The organism is Patescibacteria group bacterium (assembly GCA_018897195.1).
In the GTDB taxonomy this organism is placed as follows: domain Bacteria; phylum Patescibacteriota; class Patescibacteriia; order Patescibacteriales; family UBA12075; genus JAHILH01.
In genome coordinates this window covers 78,423-98,688 of sequence record JAHILH010000001.1, presented here as the reverse complement: position 1 = coordinate 98,688, position 20,266 = coordinate 78,423, and the positions used below count along the sequence as shown (strand labels likewise).

Below are 20,266 nucleotides of genomic sequence, written 5' to 3'. Positions count from 1 at the left end.
TTTATTTTTTATATAACACTTCAATCTCCCTTACGATATTGCCCCAATTATAATTATTTGCCACTATTGATTTTAACTTCAAAGCATTTTCTTGCAAAACAGCTTCATCCATCAATAAAACGGCTCGTAATTTCAAGGTCAGATCATCAACTTTTTTATTGGCAAAAACAAATCCGACACTATTAACAATCTCAACATTCTCTAGTATATCACTAACCAATACCGGTCGTCCATATGACATCGCCTCGAGCAAGGCAATTGATAAACCTTCTGACTCAGATGGTTGCACAAAAAGAAATGCATTAGAAAATAATTCCTGCAAAATTTCACCAGATTGATTACCGGTAAAAATAATATTCGGGTTATTTCCTGCCAAGTCCTTTAATTCATGAACATAATCATCAGTAAAAGCACCATCACCAACAATTACCAATTTCTTCTTTGTATCAATTTGTTTATAGGCATCTATTAAATATTGGATACCCTTATGTCGAACCAAACGGGAAATTGTGACGATATAATTACCACTTTCCAGTCCCCATTTCTTAATCAGATCAGCCTCTTTCTGAGCCATTACCTCTACACCGTTAGGAATATAAGTAGTTGTTTTACCGTATTTTTCTGCTGCATAGCTGGTCAAACTCCTTGAAACTGTTATGGTCTTGTCCGGCACAGTACAAATCATCCACTCGCCCATGTGTAAGAAAAACTTAGCCAGGGAACCCCATTTTTGATGATTATAACATTGGGAATGGAAAGTCGCCACCAATCGAGTGCGCGGTTTAAAAACTTTAATCATCCAAGTCAGCAAAGATGGTCCGATAGAATGAAAATGAACAACATCAGCCTTTTGACGAAAAATAACATCCAAACAAGCCAAAAAGGTGTGGCTAATCGCATCCAAGTGCTTAGTCGCAATACTTGGAAGGCTAATTAGTTCTACACCTTTGTAGCTTTTTAATTTATCTGAAGTGTACTTTTTTCGAGTATAGACAGTCACCTCATGGCCGTCGCGAACCAAGCGTGTTGCTAAATCTTCAACATGTTTTTCAACGCCACCATAGGTAGCTGGTATTCCTTTTTGACCAATAAATATTATCCTCATATATTAGGCCTATTAACAAAAATATGTTAAGAGTTATTATCGAATGTTAATCGAGGTGCTATAAGTTAATTTTGAAGCCTTGCCAGTTGCCTTAATATCAGCTCTTTTTGGCAAAGATCCCGGAACGGTGATATTGGTCTTAAAACGACCATTGCTATCTGCATTAGTTAAGAAAGATTTACCCAAAATAGTTACCGTAATCTCCTCATTATAAGCAAAGCCGGTTCCGCTTACCAATACTGGCATATTTACCAATGCATCAGTTTTATCCAATCGTATTAATAATGGTTCCTCAATAAAGGCTACATCAGATTCTTCAATCGCGTCAACTGAGCCCAAAACTTTTAAATTACTATCCATGACGATGATATTGCTATTATTGAAAACAACTAATTTTTCACCTTTGTCGGTTGCTACCACGTTCAAGCCCATTGCCCAACCGCCTTTCTTGCCATTTGCATTCGTTGTGTATGCCCATTTCACTTGATCTAAATTTGATTTGTTCAATTTGATTACACCTAAACCGTCAGTCATGTATACATGGGCGCTGTTTTGAACAGCATCAACATCGTAACCACTGTTAGAAATATGCTTGTAGGTATCAGTTACAGTTCCGTTAGTTGCAACCTGAACCAATTTTTCATCATCAGCCACAAATAATTTATTTAACTTATCATCAAAGTATGATTTTCGAAAATGATTATCAGTAATTTTTAAATTTAATTTAGAAGCGTAATTACGAACTACGGTATCAAAAATACTTACTGAGGTAGTACCGATGTTGAAAATATAATCACCTTCATTGCTAATACCCACATTGTATGAACGAGTATTTAAAACCTTGAAACCATCAATGTTTTGCAAGTTATAATTCCACAACTTTGTTTCTTTAGTGCCAACAGTCATCAATCTGCCATCATATTTCTTGATACCAATATACCAATCACCATTATTCTCCACCACCTGTTTAACAAATACCGGCACATTGATATTAGAAATATCATATTTACTCATCTTTTTTCCTTCAGCTGTATAAACAAAAGCTTTACCGCCCTCATTAGTTAAGGCGAAATCATAAATTCTCTTTGTCGCTGAACGTGGCAAAAGAGCTGCACTTGATTTAATCACTGCTCCTCTTTGAATAGCATTATTGCTAAATGAGAATAATTCCAATACACCATCATTGTTCATAGAACCGAAAATAACTTTTCCATTAGCATAAACGGCGTCGCCGGAATAATAAGGTTTAATTTGCCCTTCAGCTCTAAATGCAATATACACAACAGATATTACAAATATTGAAGCTGATAAAATTGCGTATTTTGTTATCTTTTTCATATTTTTTGCTTGCTTAATATTTATATATTTTAATAAATTATTTTAAAATGCTTTCAAGTCGTTGGCGGTTACATTAAGGATATCACCATACACGTACCCTCTTAGATTTTCGTTGTTATTAACCTTAACTAATTTTCCGCCCATCACCATATACAATTCTCTATTATCCAAACTTAACAAAGCGCCGTCTTCGTATTTCTTTTTAACAACAACTTTTGTAGCCTTAGTAACCGTCTTTTTTGTAGTTACTTTTGGAATATTTTTTACCACAGGCACTGGTTGCGTCTTAGCAATGGCTGGTGCTACCTTATTGTTCATGTTTTTGATAATGGCAAAAGTGGTAAAATGATTAGTTTGGAAAGTAACCGAATCAGTTGCTGGGTCAAATTTTGCCCCTGGCACCAATGTCCATTGTTGATTAGCGGCATTGAACCAATATACACCTAAACCGGAAACATCGTTTGGCAAATTCGGCATTGCAATTGTCACCGTGATATTGTCTCCAAAATTGGTAACCATTCGGTTGTCAGCGTCGCGAGCTGTCAGATTGAAAACACTATTGCCAAGCACAAAGGAACCGTTGATACCGCCGATAATTCTACCGACACTTACTGTGCTCATTTGTAATCTAAATGAAATATTGTTATTTGCCACACTTTGAGGAGCATTAATGGTAACTTTTTCACCATGACCAAAAGTATTGGAAATGATTGCATTGCCACTAGGGGTAAAAACTTGCTCAGGAGTACTGATGCCCAACAATGACAAAACTGCCGGTGGAATGTATGGAGTAGGTGCTGGTGCAAAATAACCACCACCGCCATAACCAAAAGCGATCTTGATGCCGTAATATCTACCGGTGCCAAAAAAACCGGAAATCATAATGATCGCTGAAATAAAAATTGCCCATCGCATTGTCTGCTTTTTCATATATTTTACTTTATTATTAAACAAATTATTAATATCTTAATAGTGATAAATTAAGGTATTATTTGAAGTCATTAAATCTTAGGCGCTAATTTTAAAAATGTCAAGTGGTTTTGTCTATAGATGACTATAAAATTTGACGAATCGAGGATTTTGTATTCTAAATAATCATTAGCCAATAATTCATCGCTTATTAACAGGTATTTTACCCCCCTGTCAAATAATTGTTGCACTGCTTGATCGGGGTTAATCTCAGTGTTTAGTAATATTTTCTCAATCTCGGCATTTTCTAGATTATTAGTCTGACTGAAAATGCCACCAATCTCCATATTCTCTCCCTGAAGCACCTCTTTATCAAAAAAAGCCCTGGCTGGATTGGCCGTAATCAAATTATTATTGAAATCCAGGGATAAATATTGATGCCAAGGCAAATACAAAACTTTAAACTCACTCTTATCTTGATTCAAGATTTCATTCACCTCATACCAGCTTTGCGGATAGTCAACCGGTTGCAATTGCCGCGCAAAACCACCAACCATGGGATAGGTATATAAAATTGGCAATAAGAAAATTGCCCACAAGATTTGTTCGCTGAATTTATTTTTCTTTTCCTGCCAATAATCCATAATCGCCACTAAGGCAAAACCACCAAAATAGGCATAAGCCAAAACCAACCAAGCGCTAAATTTTTGCGTGTCCCGAAAACCGCGCCAAAAACCAATATGCTCAAAAAGCCAGAGATTAAGATTTTTAAAAATCGTATCACCGATGCCGACTGAAAAAATAAAAGCTACCAGCGCCAAGAGCAAATAAAAAATCCCCAACCCTCTCGCCTCTTTATTTTTCAAGCTCGCCCGTACGCCAATCAACAAAAAGATTGCCAACACCATCGCCACAGTCAACCAAAAAAGAAAATGATCTTTCGGCCACAACCAATACCCCGCCCAATTCTCACGCTCCCCCCAAAAACCATACAACGCCAAAACATTCAAGCTCGTTCCTAGATACACATCACCAGCCGTCTTGAATGCCTCCCAATTGGCTCCGGAAAAAGTATTCACAACCGATTGCCCGCGGTGCAAAAGATAAGGCACCAGCCAATAAGCACTCGCAATCAAAAAAGACACACCGGAGATGGCTGAGATTTTTAACAAACTAATAAATTTATTTTTATTACTCCGTGAGTAGCTGATTAATTTTATCAAGATTGTAACACAAACAAGCAAGCCAGCCATGATCACAAAATGCGTTGAGAATAAACCGATTGCAAACAACCAAGCAAACAACCAAGCCCCAGAACGCCATTCTGGATTATTGTAAAATTGCACAAGATAAAAAGTTAGTGGCGGCAAAAAGGCGTAGGCAAAAAGATGTGTCCAATGCCCCGCCAAAAAGCGCTCATAGACAAAAGGATTAAGCGTGTAAAAAAGTGCTGCCCAATAATTGGCGTAGTGCTTCCTTGGAACAGAAATAAATAACAAGGATATGTAGCCGATAACGAAAAATAAAGTTAGTAAAATTATCTTTTGAATAATCCAGCCTGTAAAAACAAAATTCAAAAGATGCAATAAATATCTCACTGGATAAGTATTATAAAAAGCCCCATCAGTAATCAACAATTTTATTTTCGGCGCAAAGATCATGTCCAAAGTTAAAATATAGCCAGGCAAAAGCATCTGCCATAAAATCAGGATTGCTAGTCCTAGAAAAATGAAAATATTTTTATCGATTTTTTGTAATAATTTCATATTATTTAAACCAAATTTTTTTTAACATATTTGCGCGCCTTTGTTCAAGTTTATATTCCACAATTTGCAAAACAACCATTATTACCAAAAAATAATAAGCATAAATTGCTACCAGCTCCGCCCAATCATTTTTTTTGAAATAAATTAAAAACGGACAAGCGGCCAGCAATATTATAGCCACAAAAGCGATAGCTCGATTATCCCACTGATAAACCAAAAACAATAAAAACAATAACCACATCAAAGCCACTGACAATCCACCAAAAAAATAAATTACAATCGAAATCAACAACACAAACAAACCGCGCCATTTCCTATTAATAAAATCTGTCACGATTAACATGGAAGCTTTACGAAAATAGAAAGACAGCATTCTTAATAAATGCCGGAAATCTGGTATTTTAATAATTATCTCAATGTCCTTCTCCATTTTATTTTTAATAAATCGTAAATTAAATAAACAACGCTGCCAAGCACAACCAAGCTACTTATCAGCAAACCAAAATAAAACCAACGCTGTGGCCAAAATTCAACAACTATATTTATATCATACGAACCATTATTATTTTTAACACAAGCACTGTTGTCGCGACAAAAATTCGGCACATCTACATACCATGTATTTAAAAATCCGTCTAACTTATAATGATATTTATTTTCCACCTTATTTGGTCTAACGAATGGCGACCACTGCCCCCAAAAACCATGCACATTCTTATCATTCGCCTCCATCTGCCATTGCGCATGATAACCCTCATTCATGGTGATAAAAAATGGCTGTGTTGCGGATTTTATATAAATCAACTTTTTAACTTGATTCACTGATTCATAACCAATACTCTTCGGATAATTAGTTTTTTTTATAGCATCACTCAATAAATAAAGATTCTCATTAACAAAAATGTATCTGTTGTCTTTTTTTTCATTGCCGAGAAGAATCACCCCGCCATTGACAAACTCATCAACTCTTACGAAGTTCTCAAAATTATAACTTTTGTCAAAAACCAACAAATAATCAAAATTCCTTAACGCCACCTTACTGACATTACTTGATGAAACTGACTTAACCTGGACATTATCCGAGCTTAATATTTGTTTCAGCTCTAAATAAGCATCTTTGTTATTTTTTGAAAAACTCTGATATCTTTCACCCTCAATAACTAAGAAACTTTTTTTATAAAACTCGTCACTTAAAAGTCTGCTGAAATTTTCAACATGTCTTGGTATTAATAACTTTCTGGTCACGTCAAAGCATACATAGAAGTTAATAAAAACCATCAATACGATAATTATGATGACGTACCCCCTGTAAAACTTCTTGCTCTGGCTGTATATAAAACTGGATGCAATTGCCAACATCGACGAAATTAGCATCGGCTCGTATAATTGCCACTTCAATGGTGACCGAAACGACCATCCGCCGGGCAAAGATATAATTTTTTTAATAATCCAATCAATATGTAAGAATGTTCCAGTTGATAAAAGAACTAGCAATAAAAAAAATAGAAGTGACATTACAAATACTACCCGATGTTGCTGATTGCTTTTTTTATTCGCCAACAAAAATGGAGAAAAAATCACGATATACAAAAAAAAGATTGAAAAAAAATACAAACCAGCAGTGTGCTGACTAAAAAAATCAAAGTCTTTAAATACATTTTTTGTCAATGAAAGAGAAGTTAGGATATTGTCAGCATTGGCAATATCAACCAACTCGAAATAATTAATCTCCTCGCCGCTAACAACATTCAAAATCGCCCCTTTGTCAATCGTGCCAACTGATATTAGCGGGATAAGAAAATAAAAATTCAGGCAAATTCCGACAAAAACGAAAAGAAAAAACTTTTTTATATTTTTAAACAAAAAATCCACATTTCTCATTAGTAGAAAAATAAAATAAACGCCACCAACGAGAATATTAACGATAAATGTGAACGGATGTATAAAAGAGGCATTGAGGACAAAAAAAGAAAGCAATAAGAATCTAAAATCTTTTTTCGCGTAAAAATTTCTAATTAATGTTAATATCAATGGCAACAAAGACGCCGCAAGCACGAGCCCCATCTTGGCGCTATTGCCCAAAAAAATTGGATTAAACACAAAGAATAACGAAGATATAACAATCACCGACTTTCTTTTAATATCCAAAAAAGAGCTTAAAAAATAATAAAACGAAAAGAAGCCAACGACCAAACAAAAAATAATATAAAAATAGGAAACAACAATATTGTTAGACGAATAGAAAACTAGTAAATTAGGTATTCTAATGAGCAGCCTAATAATACTATCCAAATTTAAAGCACTCTTGTTAAAAGACCACAGAAAAAAATGCTCATTGAAATAATCAACAAACTCAAATGGAAAAACGAAGTCGCCATTGGATAAAAAACTATTATAGTTCATATTAATAATTATCAACAAAACTTTGCAAATCTTGAAGGGTTAGTTGGTTAATGTTGTAGTATTTTTTAACATTCAAAATCTTAAAAAGCTCAAAATTTTTATTATCATAGCCAACTGGCAAGAATTTTACACCAGCCAAGTGTGCCACAAGTTGCCCATGAAACTGCGGGGAAATGATCAGCAAATCATCTCTGTGTTTCTTAAAAAAATAATATAAAGCCACAGGGTTGTATTCATAATCAGCAATAAAAACATTATGGCACTCGTTTCTTATTTCATTCATCGCAACAATTCCGTCCTCATAAACACTACCAGCCTCCAACAACATCAAAACAAAATACAGACCATTATTTTTTTTAATCAACTCTTTAATTAGTTTCTGATATTTATTTTGATGTTTTTTTTGAAATCTTCTGATTGTTATAAATACTGTCTTGCTGTTTATATTAAATTTATTTTCCAATTTCAATAAATCATCAGTATAATCATCCCTGCTAAGACCTGGTAATAAGAAAGCGATATCTTGATCGAGATATGTCTCTCGACAAATGTTCTTAAAATTGTTAAACGTCTCTGCGTCCCTTGCAATAATTAAATTACTAGACTTTCCAACCAGAAAAGCTGCCAAATTACCAATCCGCGTTGTTGATTTATAGTATCCAATACCAACCAAGTACACCTTTTTCAGAAAAATAGATCGAGCAAAAAAAATCAATAAACTCAAGACAAAAACATTTCGATTAAAGTCCAGGCCCCAAATTCCGCCCCCACCAATAACAATGTTTCTCGATTTTACAAACTCATAAATAAAATTCAATTTAGACCGAATGTCGACCACTTTAATTCCTTCGACTCTTTTATGGTAATTATCAAAAGACACATACGACAAATACATAACCTTCACATCTTTAAAATTACCTTTTTTCAAGAAATGCAAAAGAACCTCTAACAGCAATTCATCGCCAAAATTACCACCGCCATAATAACCAATCAGCAGCGAATTGTCCAAATTTGTATTTTTTAAGAATTCTTCAATTTTCATTTTAAAATTATCAATAAATGTCTAGTCGATGCACTGATTTAGTCGCTCGCAATTTTCAATTAATTCATACATAGTCTTAACCTCTATTTTACCCTCGTTTCTTTTCTGGGCAACATACTCAATCACGCGCTGAAAGTTTTCGGGAGAATAGTCCAAAACGGTTCCGCTGCCAATCTTATGAAAATTCAAATGAACATATTGTTTATCTTCAATAGCCTTATCAACCCAACCAATAATCGCTTCTGGCTTGTTAGCAAAAGCCCCGCTTCTAGAAATATGATATCTATCAAAAGGAATGTTATTGATACCTTTTTGACTATCAGTACTGGAATGAATATATGGCCTTATCAAATCAAGCTCACGATCGTTGATAGAATTTTGTGGCGGACAAAACTCGTCAGCGCCTTTAGTCCACCCGTTAGAAATAAGCAACAACCTCTCACCTTTTACCAGATTAACAACTTCTACATCTGATCTTCCAGTCAAATTCCAGTGCAACTTTGTGTGATTTGAGATACTCCAACCACTATCATACATTTCCTGCAATTGCTCTTTTGTCATTTTCCCAGGCTGCCCAATAAAACCACCGATGTTATAATTAGTGCCTTTTAGTCCAAGGGCCTTCATTCTCTTAAAAGCTTCGTTATAAATAGAAACATCATCGTCATCAAAAACAATTGTTACAATTGCCTTTTTAGATGACTCTATTTTGGCCTTTCGCCAAAAATAACCACCGGTGGCTACGCCTATAGCCAGCGCAAAAATCATCACAGTAATTAAAAGTGTCCTTTTTTTGAATGTTATTTTTATTGTTTTCATTATAAAATTATTTTATTAAATTAATATACTCAATGAAATCCCGATAACTTTTCTCAAAATTTATCTCCTTGCTCCACTTCAAACCATTCAACCGCAGTTGCTGATATTTAATTTTATCACTTAATATCTCAACAACGCTTGCCGCCATATCAACCGAATTATTCTCATCACAAATCATCCCTGTCTCATCATACTTCACACAATCCCGCAAACCATCGACGTCATAGACTACCGCAGGTATACCTTGACTATTCGCCTCAGTCACAATCAGTCCCCAACCCTCTTTCACCGAGGTCACACAAATAACGTGTGATTTTTGCATCAATTCAATCTTTTTTTCCAAACTCACCTTTCCTAAATATTTAATCGAATCGCGATGAGGACTAGTTGTGATCTTGTTTAAAACTTTTTGCCCATATTTATTATCAGCCGAACCGGCAATTACTAATTCCAAATCAGAAATTTTTTGTTTAGCAATCTCAAAGGCTTTAACAATGTCCAAAGTTCGCTTCATGGAACGCAACGCTCCAAAGGCAAGTATGGTTGGCTTGGGAAATTTCACGATACTATCCAGATTTTCTATCGGTTTAATTTCTATGCCCTCACTAATAATCTCAATGTTTTCTTTTTTAAAACCAAATCGTAATAAATCATTCTTTGTGCTTTCGGAAACGGTAATCACTCGCCGGTCACGCAATAGCCATAAATAAATCGGTTCCAGTAAATAACCAATCAAGCTTAATGGAAAAAACATTTCATAGAACCAGATTTGGCGGCACAGTTGATGCACGAACAAGATATTTCGCTCGCGGACATAGAATTTCGCCATAAACGGAATCGTATTCACCTCATCAATTACTACATCTGCCCAGCCTTGGAAATTTCGGCGATAATATCGCCACGCTGCGAAATAGACTGTCCATCTATTCCCTAGCCTAACAATTTTATAACCGTCAATAATTTCCTCTGGCAAACACTTATCAAAACCGGCTACTAAAAAAATCACCTCATGTCCATCACCAGCCAAGCGCTTTGCCAATTCGTCATTAACAATCTCAGCCCCGCCAGCCAAAGGATTTTTTTTGTCTTTCCAAGTAAACCACAGTATCTTCATCTTATTTAAAATTATTATTTCTAACTACATACATCGGTCGCCCCATCACCTCGCTTTGAATATTACCAATATACAAAGCAATCAATCCAAGACAAGCCAGGATGATGCCAACCAAAAACAAAATAATCAACGCCAAAATAGCCGTGCCGGAAAAATGAAAGCCCAGAGGATCGCTCAAAACATATTTATTCAAAAACACAAAAAGCCCCAAAGGACCTGAGGTTAAAATAATGGCAATTCCTAAATAACCGGCAAATCGTAAGGGAAACAAACTGTGGGTTACAAAAGTCGAAGTGGATAATTTAAATAGTTTTACAAAATTATAAGAAGCTTCACCATTAGTTCTTTCATTAGCCTCGAAATAAATAAAATCAGTTTTAAAACCCAGCCAATCCAAAAGACCGCGAGTAATTCGATTGTGTTCGCTAAATTTATTAAATTCATTAATAATTTTACGGTCGATTAGACGAAAGTCAGTCGAATTGCGAATCATTTTCGTTTCACCAATCAGATTCATAAACTTATTAAACACAATCGAACCGATTTTCTTAACGAAACCTTCGCCATTATTTTTCTTGCGAATTCCAATCACCGTTTCCGCCCCCGCTTCCCATTTTTGTAAAAATTCCGGAATCAATTCCACTGGATGTTGCAAGTCAGCATCAATCATAATCGCCGCCGCACCCTTGGCGCTGTGAATCCCAGCCGAGGTCGCCATCTCCTTGCCGAAGTTTCTCGAGAAATCAATAAACTTAACTGCCTTATCCTTCGCGACTAAAATATCAATCTCGGCCTGCGTATTATCACGACTACCATCATTCACAAAAATAATCTCACAGCGATATTTACTGCCCTTGAAAATATATTTGATTTCACGATAAATAATCGGCACATTCTGTGCTTCGTTATAAACCGGGATGATGATGGAAATCAGTTTAGCCATATTATTTTTCTTCTTTGCGAATCTCGACGTAGAGCAGAGACAAAAGCGCAGTTAAAACGAAAACTCCTCCGAAAATAAAATTATTTATAACACTCATGATCGTGTCGTGATTAAATAATGTCAAAATTAACACAAACAACGGCGCGAGAAGAGATGGGAATATTATTTGCTTATTTCTCAAAGCGAAGAAATATACAAATATCAGATTAACGATTGACGCTAAAAAGGATAAAATTCCTAATTTAAACAAATATTTGCTAAATAAAAGATACTTGCTGCCAATAAGTAATCCCACGACCATATCATAAAACAGGTAAAATGTCAATAAAGTTGCTCCGCCTAACCCGATGGTTAATAATAAACCCTTGGATAATGTTTTCAAATTGTCCTTCTTGCTTTTATCAATTTTTACTGCCGACAAAAGCACCATAGAAATAGACGCCGTTAAAAAGAAAATAATTCGCCCAACAGTGGCAATGCCACTATACAAACCTGCCTCATTGGCGCTAAAAAAATATTTTACCAATACGACGTCAAAGGTGTATAAAAAAGTGACCGCAAAAGAGCTTATCAAGATTGATAAGCCATACCATAATTCTTTTTTAATCCGACCATCAATTTGAATGTGTTTACCAGCATTCAATTTTAATTGTTGTCGCGTTTTCAAAAAAACATAATAAAATGCTAAAACCTGCGCCAACAACAAACCAAATATCGCACCAAACGACGACCAACCTATGTAAACAAAAATTACAGCAAAGATTAAGCGCCCCAAGGATACAATCGCTCCCGAAACAGAGATTTCCAAAAATTTATTCAAACCCTGCAAGACTGCCAGGCGAACATTAAAGGCCATAGACCAGGACACGATAACGGCTAAAGCGATAAAAGGCCAATCCGAGTGGAAATTTAATTCTCGTCGCAAATGCCCGCTAAATACAATCATTAAAAACGAGAATAATAATACCGCGTATAAAGATAACTTCCCAAGCATCAAAACCACCTCTTCTTGATTATCACCCTCTTCTTTATTGGCGGTAATATTCACAATTACATTCTTGATTACACCACCCAAAACACCGGTCAACATAAACAAAGAAATAATTACCTGCACTTCACCAAAGTCTGCCACATTCATCATCCGTCCTAAGACCGGATGATACAAATAGTTCAAAAAGGCTACCATTACAGAGCCAACAAATAGGACAATATTATTTTTTACAAACTCATCTCTGAGCACTCGCTTAATCATTAATTTTATATTGTCATTCTGGAAGAAGCGAAGCGATTGATAGAATCTTCCGCTGTTTAAATATTTTTAAACATTTGAAGATCCTATCGCTCCGCTCCAGGATGACAGAATTATATACTATTCTTTTATAATTATCTTTTTGATTAACTCCATATACTTCCCAAAATAAATATCAGCACTAAACCGCTTCGAATCAAGCCAGGCTTGATGGCCAATCATTGTTAAATCATTATTTTGTAAATCATCAATTTTTAACGCTAAATCATCGGTATCATTCATTCGAAACAAAAAACCGTTCTCCTTGTCTTCGATTATCTCCGGAATCCCACCCACGCGTGAAGCAATAATCACCTTGCCCATGGCCACGGCTTCCAAAATATTCATCGGCATATTTTCATACCATACTGACGGCACCACAATCGCCTTTGCCTTTCTAATTAAATTATTCAATTCATCGCCACTTTTTTCACCAACAAATTCCACCCGAGTGCCTAATTTAAAATTCTTAATCGCCAATTGAAAATCCTCTTTTTCCGGACCATCACCAGCAATTTTTAATTTCACATCATCAACATCATGCATTGCATCCAATAGAACATTCACGCCCTTCTCCTTGGACAAGCGCCCAAAATACAACAGATAATCCCCTGTCGCTTCGGCTGAACTATCAGACATCATCTCGGTAAAATTTTCAATCACTTCAATTCGCGCACCATCAACTCCAAATTCAATGAATTTATTTTTGATAAAATAACTAGGTGCAATAAACTTATCAATCTTTTCATAGGACTGCAAAACATCGCGATGTAAATACGCTTCCAGCGCGCCTAGCAAACTTTTTTCGTGGGAATTCTTAATACAACTTCCCGAAAAACAATTATAATACTTCCCGCCCTTACACTTCTCACAAATCTCACCCTTGTTAAATAGTTGATAATTCGGACAAATCACTTTGTAATCATGCAAAGTCAACACCATCGGAATCTTGTGTTTTTTCAAGGTGTGAATTATCGAGGGCGATAACTGGTGATAAATATTATGCAAATGCGCCACCTCCGGCTTTTCTTGCTTGATCAATTTTGCCAATTTACGATTCGCATCAAAGTTATATAAAAATTTAAATATATTGCTCAAAAAACTTTTAGAATAATTAATTTCTCCAATAAAAAAATCTGCATAAACACTCGGCCGATTACGTCTGTCATTCATAGAAAACTCCACCACTTCGTGTCCGTTTTGACGCAACAAATCCGAGACCGCAAAAAAATGCCGTTCACTGCCACCCTTTAAGTAAAAAAATTTGTTGATTTGTAAGATTTTCATATCTTTTTCCGTCATCCCCGTCCCCAGTCAAGCTGAGGATAAACCTCCGGCGGGGATCCAGGTACCTCGTAGATTGTTTTCAATATAAGGAGAATTAAAATTTACGAAGTGTTATTTATGATTAATATTTTTATTAAATTTGTCTCTATAATTATACATCCATCATCTGTGGCGCCTGGATTCCCGCCTTCGCGGGAATGACGAATGAATAAAATTTATTTCTCAATATCCAAAAAATCGCCCTTGCCCAATGTTTTTTAATCGCTGGACGCGCCGTACAAATCATCCACCCCTCCGTTACCGTTGCTGGCGCACTGATGATGAATTTATTTTTGATTGTCCCAATTTTATTACTAGAAATATCGCTCGGATAAACATCACAATTCGGATCAATAAAAATACTCGACTGACCAGAATAATCAGGCAAGATTCTTTTGCCTGTCTTTATATATTGAATCATGCCATAAGTATAATAAGCACGTGCCCATTTCTTCGGATTCCAGGTTTTTAGCTCCTCACCTATCAACCATTCGAGTTGTTCGATTATTTCATTCTTCTTATCAACCTTATTTTCCTGACTAAAAAAATTCTCCGACGAATGCACCAAAGACAAACTCAACTCGACACCCAGCTCGCGCGACAACTCATAAACCTTCCGTAATTCTTGATAGTTGTAATCTGCGATCGTAAAACCGATTTTAATTTTCTTTACACCCATTTTTTTCAATTCTGCAATCGTCGCCATTGACTTATTAAAACCATTTTCAATTCGGCGCACTTGATTATGTACCTCCTCCAGTCCATCAATGGAAACCGCTACACCAATCTCCGGATCAATCTTTAAGATCTTTTCCATTTGCGTCACAATTAAAGCAGTCGCAAAACCATTGGTCGAAATAATAATATTCACATCAGAACAACACTCCTTCGCTTTGCTCACAAAATCCGGCAAATCGGCACGCAAAAATGGCTCTCCACCAGAAATATTCAAATCAACCAGACTTTTCGGCAATGCCAAAAAATCCTCCGCTTGCATTGCGGGCATTTCTTTCTTTTTCCAAATACCGCACATAATGCACTGCGAATTACATTGGTAAGTAATCGCGATAACCGCATCAACTGGCTTTAATATTGACTTTTTCATACATTTATACTAAGCTATTTTATTAACCTTACAATCTAGCATAAATAATCAAAGATGTCAAATCGAACTACGCAACTAAAAATATTCCTTATTGCTAATTTATTTTTAATATTAGCCATTAATTTCATACAAATGGAGGCGGTTTTTTTGCTGTCCTTGATTCTAGTCTACTATATTCTAATTTTCACCTTCATTAACCAAAAAATCGGCTTATTCCTAATAATCCTCTTTAGGCCCTGTTTGGACATTTTTACTAGCGAACAGGTCATTTCTTTCACCAAAATACCCCTCAACATAACCTCGGTTATCGGCTCTATTAGCATAATATTAGCTATAATTTTGATATACAAAAATAAAGCCCAAAGACCGCCACTTTTTACTGTTTGGCTTCTTTTTTTGGGAATCAGTCTCGTGTCACTGATTTTTTCTTTTGATAAAATTATCAGCTTAAAAGAACTTGCCAGACTGCTTAGTATTTTCCTTATTTACCTTAGTTCTTTTTATCTCATCAAAAAAAACAAAGACTTTGTCCTATTAGTAAAGATTATTATATTTTCTGCCGTTATCCCTGGCTCTTTAGCCATCTATCAATATTTTACCAACACCGGCCTTAGCGTTCCTTTGGAAAATATATATAATCGCATCTATGGCACATTCTCGCATCCCAATCTATTCGCTTATTACCTAATCATCCCGATTACTTTATCTATTTTAATATTCCTAATCGGCAAAAAAGAAAAGATTGTTAATATTTTAATCTTATCTTTGTCCCTTTTCTTCATCCTACTTCTAGGACTAACATTTACCCGTGGCGCTTGGCTCGCCTTCATAATAATTGTTCTTATTATCGGCATCATACAATATCGGATTTTACTTTTAACCGCTTTCATCATTTTCTTCCTATCATATCTATTCATTCCACCGATACATTCTAGAATCAATGACCTACACAATGCCAAAAAAGGCAACTCTATTGAATGGCGGCAAACTCTTTGGCGCGATGCGCTAAGCTACATCAAAGACAAACCTGTCATTGGCTACGGCGTAGGCACAGCTAATAAAATTATCCTAGAGAAAAGAGGCGAACGAATGGGCTCATCTGATCCGCATAATGACTATCTAAAAATCTCAATCGAAAATGGTCTGTTGGGATTAGCTAGCTATCTCATTTTAATCATTTCTACTTTATTCTATTTAATCAAAGACTATTTCAAAACTGAACAGCTAAAACTAAAAACAGTGAATCTGACTGTGTTCGCCTTGTTCTTTGCATTAATAACAATGAGCTTTGCCGACAACATTATCCGCAACACCGCTCTACAATGGACACTTTGGTCACTCATTGGTGGCCTAATGGGCATGAATCACTTTAAAAATACCAAAAATAGAATTGAAAAAATAATTGACAAACAATAAATTTGAGCGTAAAGTGCGAGTACTTAATTCATTAACCTTAAAAAGTATGAAAAAGATCAAAATCCTCGGCTTGCTCTTTGCCAGCCTCTTTGCCTTCCCCGTCAGTGCTTACAGCTATCCAGTTGGTGACTGTAGTTGTTTCTGTCCAACAAGTGGATACAGTAATGACGTTGCTGGCAGTTATTTACCAATAAAGAATAACAATTTCTACAACCGCCTCAAGGGTCGTATCATCGTCACCCCCCAAGGCCACGGCGAAGCTTATTACGTTTCCGCCACTGAGAAAAAAGTTTATTACCTCGGCGACAATTCTCAAGCCCTGCGCGTAATGCAAGGTCTAGGTACTGGCACTAACAGCGCCACCCTCCAAAAAGTTTCCACTGGCTACGGTAAACTTACCGGCTACGATACTGACCGCGACGGTCTACCAGACAATTTCGAATCTCTCATCGGTACCAACCCCGGCACTTTCAACACCGACGGCGACCGTTACAGCGACAAAACCGAAATCGATAATAACTACGATCCAACCGTTGGCAATGGTAAAAAATTAACGATGCCAGCAAATCTAAAAGGTCGCATCTTCCTCCAAGTCGACCGCGACGGCGAAGCCTGGTATATGAATCCAGTCGATGAGAAGAAATATTGGGTGAATACGCAGGATGATATGAGCAATTTGATTAAGAAATTTGGATTGGGGGTGTCGAATTATAATTTTACTTTATTAGTGAAATAAATATAAATATCAAAAATAAAAAGAGCTCTGCGGTTTGCGCGGAGCTCTTTTGTTATATCTCGTAAAATTTATTTAATTCACTAAAATTTTTAAATTATCTTCTTCATATTTTTCAACCAAAGTGGTCAACACGTCCAATTCATCGCCCTTATTAGTTCCTAGTTTGGCACTCCATAATCCCTCAATTCTACATAGGGTATCGTGATAATCCTTTTTAGTCTTAATCAGCTGTACGTTCATATATTTTTTACATCTATTATGCTATATTCGGTTCATGTGTATAATATACGGTTTTGAATAAATATAATAAGAAGTTTGCCAATGCACTCTCCCTCGCCCCGCCGGGAGAGGGTCGGGGTGAGGGAGCATTACTTAATTTCGCCTCCTCATATTTACCGATACTGCATTGTCTTTTAAATTTAAAATTATCCAATTGTCTATCCCTAATTCTTTCCCACAATATTAGTTCGCAAGTATTTGGTTGCCGTCTTAAAATTTTACGAATATTTTTTTGTTGTGGTTAATTATATAATTTTTCCATAAAATTATCTTCGCACGCTCTACCTCACCCCGACCCTCTCCTACAGAGGAGAGGGAGGCCGACACCCATCTTTTGTGTTAATAATTTTATTTCAAGTATTTGCCCAATATAAAACTGAAAATAGCTATTAATAAATTAATTGTTATTTGATCTTTTGGTTCCGTCAGAGTCTCTCCGTGAGGACTCTGACGAGTTTAGTGCCGAGTATATTATTTTATTTCAAAACACTCTTCGACGCCCCCTCACCCCGACCCTCTCCCGCCGGGGCGAGGGAGATTACTATTACTCATTATTTATTTCTTATCCCGACAAACTCTCACAAACTCCACAAACAAAGGGTGTGGATCTAGTGGTCTGGAAATATATTCTGGATGGAATTGAGTGCCAATAAAGAATGGGTGATTGGTGATTTCGATGGCTTCGACAATCTTGCCATCTGGCGAAGTGCCGGCGATGGTTAGGCCGTTCTTTTCTAGAGTTTCGCGGTATTCGTTATTGAATTCATAACGATGACGATGACGTTCGCTAATGATATTGGTTTTGCCAAATTTCTTGGCATAAGCCTTAGCCAAGTGAGTGCCCGGTGTAATCTTACATGGCCAACCGCCAAGGCGGATAGTGCCACCGTATTGTTTCTTGGCTAATAATTCTTTTTGTTCTGGCATGATGTGAATTACTGGATATGGTGTTTTTGGATTTGCCTCTTCGGTGTTCGCGTCTTTCATTTTGCAAGCATTGCGGGCGAATTCGATTACCGCCATTTGCATGCCGTAACAAAGTCCGAAGTATGGCTTTTTGTTCACACGACAGAACTCAATCGCCTTCATTTTGCCTTCACTGCCACGACCGCCCCAACCTTGCGGAACGATAATGCCGTCGTATTTTTTCAAACTCTTAGTGCCTTGTTTTTCAATATCTTCCGCACTAATCCAATCCAATTTTGGTTTCACGTTATTAGCCGTACAAGCATGCTTAATAGCTTCGATTACAGAAATGTATGAATCAGACAAAGAGAAGTCGCCCGTCGCGAAATATTTACCCACAATGCCGATATATACTTCTTTCTTCGCCGCCTTGCTTTTCTTCACCATTTCAGCCCATTTTTTCAAATCTTTTTTCTTTGATTTCAAATTAAAATTCTTCAAAATCATATCACCCAAGCCATCATTTTCAAAATTCACTGGCACATCGTAAATTGACTCAACATCTGGCGCTGAAATAACATTCTTTGGCTGTACATTGCAATGAATCGCAATTTTCTTGCGACGTGGCTCATCGATATGTACGCGTGAACGCGCCACGATAAAATCCGGTTGAATACCAGCCGCGTTCAAACTACGCACTGCGTGTTGTGTTGGCTTTGTCTTCATCTCGCCCACTTTCGCCGGGATAGGCAAATAAGACACAATCACAAACTGGACATTTTCCGGCTCCTCAAAGTGCATAAAACGCGCCGCTTCAAGGAATAATAAATTTTCATACTCGCCCACTGTGCCACCAATCTCAATCACCATAATATCCGCACCAGTCTTATCGACAGCCTTGCGAATACGATCTCTAATTTCCATTGGCACGTGTGGCACGACTTGCACGCACTTGCCTTTATATTCTAAATTTCTTTCTTTCTGAATAACCGTCTGGTAGACACGACCAGTGGTCATGTAATTTTCTCGGTAAATATTTGTATTTAAAAATCTTTCGTAATTTCCAATATCTTGGTCGGTTTCATCACCATCCTCGGTCACAAAAACTTCGCCATGTTCAATCGGGTTCATTGTTCCCGCATCAACATTGATATAAGGATCAGCCTTGATAGCGCTCACCTTATAACCGCGGGATTGCAAAATTGCACCAATTGAAGCCGTGGTAACCCCCTTGCCAACACCGCTCATTACACCACCGACCACAAAAATATATTTTGTGTTTTTCTTAACTTGTTTTTTGGCTTGTTTTTTGTTTGGCATAAAAAAAATATCGAAATTGCACGTCATCCCCGCGAAGGCGGGGATCCAGGTACCTCGAATAACGATTTTAGATATATTAAAAAATTTTTAATAAAATATTAAATTTAATCTTCTTTTATATAGATTTCTATAATTAAACACGCCCTCGTGGTGGAGCCTGGATTCCCGCCGGAGGTTTATCCTCAGCTTGACTGGGGACGGGAATGACGAAAGAAATCTTATTTCTTTTTCTTGCTTTTGCTTTCTCTTTTTTTCTTAGCAACTGGCGCTTTCTTTTTTGCCTCAACCTTCGAGCTCATCTCATTGATAGTTTGCTTGTTATAAATCTTGGCAAAGCCTTGTGGAATCAAAAAATTCACAGCATAACCATCAGCCATTTCTTTAATTTCTCCTTTTTTTGCAACTTTTTGCAATTCTTTTACGAATATTACTTTCATAGTTTTTACTTGCC

General features: G+C 36.5%; 20 protein-coding genes. 2 read left to right on the top strand and 18 right to left on the bottom strand.

Translation table 11 applies throughout. The features are described 5' to 3' along the window. Window position 1 precedes the first annotated feature (1 nt). The 14 genes from KKD45_00440 to KKD45_00375 all read right to left on the bottom strand — a co-directional run bounded on the left by KKD45_00440 (window position 2) and on the right by KKD45_00375 (window position 15,481). Entirely contained in the window at window positions 2-1,105 is a 1,104-nt protein-coding gene (locus KKD45_00440) for a glycosyltransferase family 4 protein (GenBank protein MBU4308973.1), read from the bottom strand. A gap of 36 nt (window positions 1,106-1,141) precedes the next feature. Beyond that, window positions 1,142-2,443 carry a hypothetical protein gene (locus KKD45_00435; GenBank protein ID MBU4308972.1) on the bottom strand — a complete coding sequence of 434 codons (1,302 nt, stop codon included), beginning with the start codon at window positions 2,441-2,443 and terminating at the stop codon, window positions 1,142-1,144. A 42-nt stretch (window positions 2,444-2,485) separates the two neighbouring features. Then, on the bottom strand, window positions 2,486-3,373 hold the full coding sequence (locus KKD45_00430; GenBank protein MBU4308971.1) for a hypothetical protein: 888 nt from the start codon (window positions 3,371-3,373) through the stop codon (window positions 2,486-2,488). 71 nt (window positions 3,374-3,444) lie between these two features. Then, window positions 3,445-5,118, bottom strand: coding sequence for a hypothetical protein (locus KKD45_00425; GenBank protein ID MBU4308970.1), 1,674 nt, complete (start codon window positions 5,116-5,118; stop codon window positions 3,445-3,447). 1 nt (window position 5,119) lies between these two features. Further along, complete coding sequence (locus tag KKD45_00420) at window positions 5,120-5,548, bottom strand: hypothetical protein (protein ID MBU4308969.1); 429 nt, start codon at window positions 5,546-5,548, stop codon at window positions 5,120-5,122. Continuing rightward, on the bottom strand, window positions 5,527-7,521 hold the full coding sequence (locus KKD45_00415; protein MBU4308968.1) for a hypothetical protein: 1,995 nt from the start codon (window positions 7,519-7,521) through the stop codon (window positions 5,527-5,529). Before KKD45_00415 ends, KKD45_00420 begins: the two co-directional genes overlap by 22 nt. A gap of 1 nt (window position 7,522) precedes the next feature. Continuing rightward, on the bottom strand, window positions 7,523-8,563 hold the full coding sequence (locus KKD45_00410; GenBank protein MBU4308967.1) for a polysaccharide pyruvyl transferase family protein: 1,041 nt from the start codon (window positions 8,561-8,563) through the stop codon (window positions 7,523-7,525). A gap of 21 nt (window positions 8,564-8,584) precedes the next feature. Continuing rightward, window positions 8,585-9,382 (bottom strand): polysaccharide deacetylase family protein, encoded by a 798-nt coding sequence (locus KKD45_00405; GenBank protein MBU4308966.1) that lies wholly within the window; start codon window positions 9,380-9,382, stop codon window positions 8,585-8,587. Between the two features lie 7 nt (window positions 9,383-9,389). After that, window positions 9,390-10,496 carry a glycosyltransferase family 4 protein gene (locus tag KKD45_00400; protein ID MBU4308965.1) on the bottom strand — a complete coding sequence of 369 codons (1,107 nt, stop codon included), beginning with the start codon at window positions 10,494-10,496 and terminating at the stop codon, window positions 9,390-9,392. Between the two features lies 1 nt (window position 10,497). Continuing rightward, window positions 10,498-11,439 (bottom strand): glycosyltransferase family 2 protein, encoded by a 942-nt coding sequence (locus KKD45_00395; GenBank protein MBU4308964.1) that lies wholly within the window; start codon window positions 11,437-11,439, stop codon window positions 10,498-10,500. A gap of 1 nt (window position 11,440) precedes the next feature. Then, entirely contained in the window at window positions 11,441-12,691 is a 1,251-nt protein-coding gene (locus tag KKD45_00390; protein MBU4308963.1) for an oligosaccharide flippase family protein, read from the bottom strand. 117 nt (window positions 12,692-12,808) lie between these two features. Next, window positions 12,809-14,014, bottom strand: a complete 1,206-nt coding sequence (locus KKD45_00385; protein ID MBU4308962.1) for a glycosyltransferase — start codon at window positions 14,012-14,014, stop codon at window positions 12,809-12,811. A 151-nt stretch (window positions 14,015-14,165) separates the two neighbouring features. Then, window positions 14,166-15,158, bottom strand: a complete 993-nt coding sequence (locus KKD45_00380; protein ID MBU4308961.1) for a radical SAM protein — start codon at window positions 15,156-15,158, stop codon at window positions 14,166-14,168. A gap of 170 nt (window positions 15,159-15,328) precedes the next feature. Next, window positions 15,329-15,481: a hypothetical protein gene (locus KKD45_00375; protein MBU4308960.1), complete on the bottom strand. Its 153-nt coding sequence runs from the start codon at window positions 15,479-15,481 to the stop codon at window positions 15,329-15,331. 16 nt (window positions 15,482-15,497) lie between these two features. Here KKD45_00375 and KKD45_00370 point away from each other — a divergent pair, with 16 nt between their 5' ends. Both KKD45_00370 and KKD45_00365 read left to right on the top strand, forming a co-directional pair. After that, window positions 15,498-16,574, top strand: a complete 1,077-nt coding sequence (locus KKD45_00370; GenBank protein MBU4308959.1) for an O-antigen ligase family protein — start codon at window positions 15,498-15,500, stop codon at window positions 16,572-16,574. Beyond that, window positions 16,561-17,310 (top strand): hypothetical protein, encoded by a 750-nt coding sequence (locus tag KKD45_00365; protein ID MBU4308958.1) that lies wholly within the window; start codon window positions 16,561-16,563, stop codon window positions 17,308-17,310. The genes KKD45_00370 and KKD45_00365 overlap by 14 nt, the downstream gene beginning before the upstream one ends. A gap of 72 nt (window positions 17,311-17,382) precedes the next feature. Here KKD45_00365 and KKD45_00360 read toward each other — a convergent pair whose 3' ends face one another. From KKD45_00360 to KKD45_00345, 4 genes are all read right to left on the bottom strand, one after another. Further along, a complete protein-coding gene (locus KKD45_00360) occupies window positions 17,383-17,550 on the bottom strand; it encodes a hypothetical protein (protein MBU4308957.1) in 168 nt (55 codons plus the stop codon). Window positions 17,551-17,566: 16 nt separating this feature from the next. Continuing rightward, window positions 17,567-17,815 (bottom strand): DUF559 domain-containing protein, encoded by a 249-nt coding sequence (locus tag KKD45_00355; protein ID MBU4308956.1) that lies wholly within the window; start codon window positions 17,813-17,815, stop codon window positions 17,567-17,569. Window positions 17,816-18,144: 329 nt separating this feature from the next. Next, window positions 18,145-19,815, bottom strand: coding sequence for a CTP synthase (locus KKD45_00350; GenBank protein MBU4308955.1), 1,671 nt, complete (start codon window positions 19,813-19,815; stop codon window positions 18,145-18,147). A 218-nt stretch (window positions 19,816-20,033) separates the two neighbouring features. Then, window positions 20,034-20,252: a hypothetical protein gene (locus tag KKD45_00345; protein MBU4308954.1), complete on the bottom strand. Its 219-nt coding sequence runs from the start codon at window positions 20,250-20,252 to the stop codon at window positions 20,034-20,036. Window positions 20,253-20,266 lie beyond the last annotated feature (14 nt).

What these genes read in the sequence shown, in the direction of transcription:
- KKD45_00440 (MBU4308973.1), bottom strand. Translation starts at nt 1,105, where the DNA reads ATGAGGATAATATTTATTGGTCAAAAAGGAATACCAGCTACCTATGGT.
- KKD45_00435 (MBU4308972.1), bottom strand. Translation starts at nt 2,443, where the DNA reads ATGAAAAAGATAACAAAATACGCAATTTTATCAGCTTCAATATTTGTA.
- KKD45_00430 (MBU4308971.1), bottom strand. Translation starts at nt 3,373, where the DNA reads ATGAAAAAGCAGACAATGCGATGGGCAATTTTTATTTCAGCGATCATT.
- KKD45_00425 (MBU4308970.1), bottom strand. Translation starts at nt 5,118, where the DNA reads ATGAAATTATTACAAAAAATCGATAAAAATATTTTCATTTTTCTAGGA.
- KKD45_00420 (MBU4308969.1), bottom strand. Translation starts at nt 5,548, where the DNA reads ATGGAGAAGGACATTGAGATAATTATTAAAATACCAGATTTCCGGCAT.
- KKD45_00415 (MBU4308968.1), bottom strand. Translation starts at nt 7,521, where the DNA reads ATGAACTATAATAGTTTTTTATCCAATGGCGACTTCGTTTTTCCATTT.
- KKD45_00410 (MBU4308967.1), bottom strand. Translation starts at nt 8,563, where the DNA reads ATGAAAATTGAAGAATTCTTAAAAAATACAAATTTGGACAATTCGCTG.
- KKD45_00405 (MBU4308966.1), bottom strand. Translation starts at nt 9,382, where the DNA reads ATGAAAACAATAAAAATAACATTCAAAAAAAGGACACTTTTAATTACT.
- KKD45_00400 (MBU4308965.1), bottom strand. Translation starts at nt 10,496, where the DNA reads ATGAAGATACTGTGGTTTACTTGGAAAGACAAAAAAAATCCTTTGGCT.
- KKD45_00395 (MBU4308964.1), bottom strand. Translation starts at nt 11,439, where the DNA reads ATGGCTAAACTGATTTCCATCATCATCCCGGTTTATAACGAAGCACAG.
- KKD45_00390 (MBU4308963.1), bottom strand. Translation starts at nt 12,691, where the DNA reads ATGATTAAGCGAGTGCTCAGAGATGAGTTTGTAAAAAATAATATTGTC.
- KKD45_00385 (MBU4308962.1), bottom strand. Translation starts at nt 14,014, where the DNA reads ATGAAAATCTTACAAATCAACAAATTTTTTTACTTAAAGGGTGGCAGT.
- KKD45_00380 (MBU4308961.1), bottom strand. Translation starts at nt 15,158, where the DNA reads ATGAAAAAGTCAATATTAAAGCCAGTTGATGCGGTTATCGCGATTACT.
- KKD45_00375 (MBU4308960.1), bottom strand. Translation starts at nt 15,481, where the DNA reads ATGCTAATAGAGCCGATAACCGAGGTTATGTTGAGGGGTATTTTGGTG.
- KKD45_00360 (MBU4308957.1), bottom strand. Translation starts at nt 17,550, where the DNA reads ATGAACGTACAGCTGATTAAGACTAAAAAGGATTATCACGATACCCTA.
- KKD45_00350 (MBU4308955.1), bottom strand. Translation starts at nt 19,815, where the DNA reads ATGCCAAACAAAAAACAAGCCAAAAAACAAGTTAAGAAAAACACAAAA.
- KKD45_00345 (MBU4308954.1), bottom strand. Translation starts at nt 20,252, where the DNA reads ATGAAAGTAATATTCGTAAAAGAATTGCAAAAAGTTGCAAAAAAAGGA.